General features: G+C 60.2%; 1 protein-coding gene. It reads left to right on the top strand.

Annotated features, from left to right (window positions below; genetic code table 11):
* Nucleotides 1-13 precede the first annotated feature (13 nt).
* The coding region (tssM, locus tag EN925_RS32000; RefSeq protein ID WP_128337208.1) for a type VI secretion system membrane subunit TssM at nt 14-2,422 on the top strand (2,409 nt) is incomplete at its 3' end.

Here is a 2,422-nt window from a genome sequence, read left to right as displayed (position 1 = left end):
GCTGGAAGCATCCATGACGCGTTGGCTGCTGCGGATATTCAGCATGACCGCGCTGATCGGCTTCGCGACGGCCATATGGTTTGCCGGCCCCTTGATCCGCTTTGCCGATAGCCGGCCGCTCGGGCCTGCCTGGCTGCGTGCAACGATCATCGGTGTAATCGTGGCGACGCTGGCGCTTGTTCACGGGCTGCGTTTCTGGCAGGGGAGGAAGGCGCAAAAAGCGCTCGAAACCGTCGTTGCGCACAATGATGACCGCGATGATGACGATGGGCGGCTGCTCGAAGCCCGCATGAATGAGGCCTTGGCGGCGCTCAAAGGGTCGAGCGGCAAGCGCAACTTCCTCTACGACGTCCCCTGGTACGTCGTCATAGGCCCGCCGGGTGCCGGCAAGACAACGGCACTGGTCAATTCGGGGCTGAATTTTCCGCTTGCCGGTTCAGGAGACGCCCAACCGGTGGCCGGCATTGGCGGAACACGTGCCTGCGACTGGTGGTTTACCGACCAGGCCGTGTTGATCGACACCGCAGGTCGCTACACGACGCAGGATTCCAATGCTGAGAGCGACAAGAAGAGCTGGCTCTCCTTCCTGTCACTGCTCAAGAAGCACCGCGCCCGGCAACCGATAAACGGCGTCATCCTGGCCATCAGCCTTGCCGATCTGATGAGCTTCGACGACCGGCAGCTAGATACCCACGTCGCCGAGATACGCAACCGGCTGAGGGAAATCCACGAGACGCTGAAAGTTCAGTTTCCAGTCTATCTGATTTTCACCAAGGCCGATCTTGTCTCCGGTTTCATGGACTACTTCGGCGGTTTCGACGAGTCACGAAGGCGCAAGGTGTGGGGCGCGACATTCCAGACCGCGGAGCGCGACAGGAACATGGCCGCTGGAGCCCCTGCCGAATTCGATGCGCTGGCAAAACGACTGGCCGACGAGATGGCCGACCGCCTCCAGGAAGAGACTGATCCCGTCACGCGCATCTCCATCTTCGGTTTTCCGGCACAGTTCGGCGCACTAAAGGGCCGAGTTACCAGCTTTGTCGCCGCTCTGTTCAATCCCGGACGCAGCCAGGTGAATGTCAGCCTGCGTGGATTGTATTTTTCGTCCGGCACGCAAGAGGGCACGCCTATCGATCAGGTGCTGGGCGCGATCGGGCGCAATTTCGGTGGCAATTCCCGCCCTCACCTTTCTGGAACCGGCAAAAGCTTCTTTTTGCATGATCTGCTGACGGACGTCATTTTTGCCGAATCGGGCTGGGTTTCGTATGACAAATCGGCTGCAAGGCGTGCGGCGATCAGCGTTATGGCACCCAGGCCACCAAATCTGACGATCGCCGCCGCCGCACTGGGTACGCTCGCCCTGAGCTTTGCTTCCAACCGGTCGCTGATCGCCTCCACAACGCTGGCCATGGGCCAGTATCGCGAGACGGCGGCCCCGTTGCTCAAGGCCAGCACGGTCACCGATGTCGACCTTGAAAACGTCATCGGCCCGCTTGACCAGTTGCGCGATCTGCCGGCCGGGTATGAAACCGGTGACTTGCCGACACCGTTAGAGGAGACGTTCGGCCTCAGCCAGAGGGAGAGACTTCTTTCGGCATCCAAAACAGCCTATCGGCAGGCGCTGGAGCGACTGCTCCGATCGCGCCTGTTGATCCAGGCCGAGCGGACGATCCAGGCCAAGATGGCCGATCCCGTCGCCCTCTACGAACCGTTGAAAATCTATCTGATGCTTGGCGGCAAGGCACCGAAGGTCGATGACGCTTTGATCGTTTCGTGGATGAAGCGGGACTGGGAGCAGAACCGATATCCGGGCGAAAACAATCGCGAAGGACGCGAGCAGCTCCAAAAGCACCTGCGCGCCATGCTGGCATTGGACGACGCCTATGATCCGGTCTTCGAACTCAACCAGCCGCTTGTCGACGCCGCTCAACGTTCACTCGGGCGTATGAGCCTTGCCGATCGCGCTTCGGCCTTGATCAAGTCGGCTATATACGCAGCGGTGCTGGACGATTTTTCACTGTCTCAGAAAGGCGGGCCGGAAGCGCAGCTGCTGTTCGAGCGCATCGATGGCGGCGATCTGTCAGGGCTTCGTATTCCCGGCATCTATACTCATTCCGGCTTCAACACCTTCTATCTCCGGCAACTGTCGCGCATTGCGCAGATGCTTGTCGACGAGCAGTGGGTTCTCGGGGGCGGCGGCGAACAAGGCGATATCAACCAGCAATTGCTCAAGCTCGGCCCCGAACTTCTTGATCGCTACGGCAAGGAGTTCGCGGCCGCGTGGAACGGCGTTCTCGGCCAGTTGAAATTCAAGGCGATGCTGACGGACAAGCCGCACTACATCGCACTTTCGGCCGCTGCCTCCCCAAGCTCACCGATGAATCAGCTCTTTGCGGCAATCGCCGATGAAACAGCTCTGACG

This window comes from Mesorhizobium sp. M7A.F.Ca.US.006.04.2.1, from assembly GCF_004022915.1.
Taxonomy (GTDB): Bacteria; Pseudomonadota; Alphaproteobacteria; order Rhizobiales; family Rhizobiaceae; genus Mesorhizobium; species Mesorhizobium ciceri.
The sequence above is the reverse complement of the archived record's forward strand: the minus strand, read 5'-3'. Positions and strand labels throughout refer to the sequence as shown.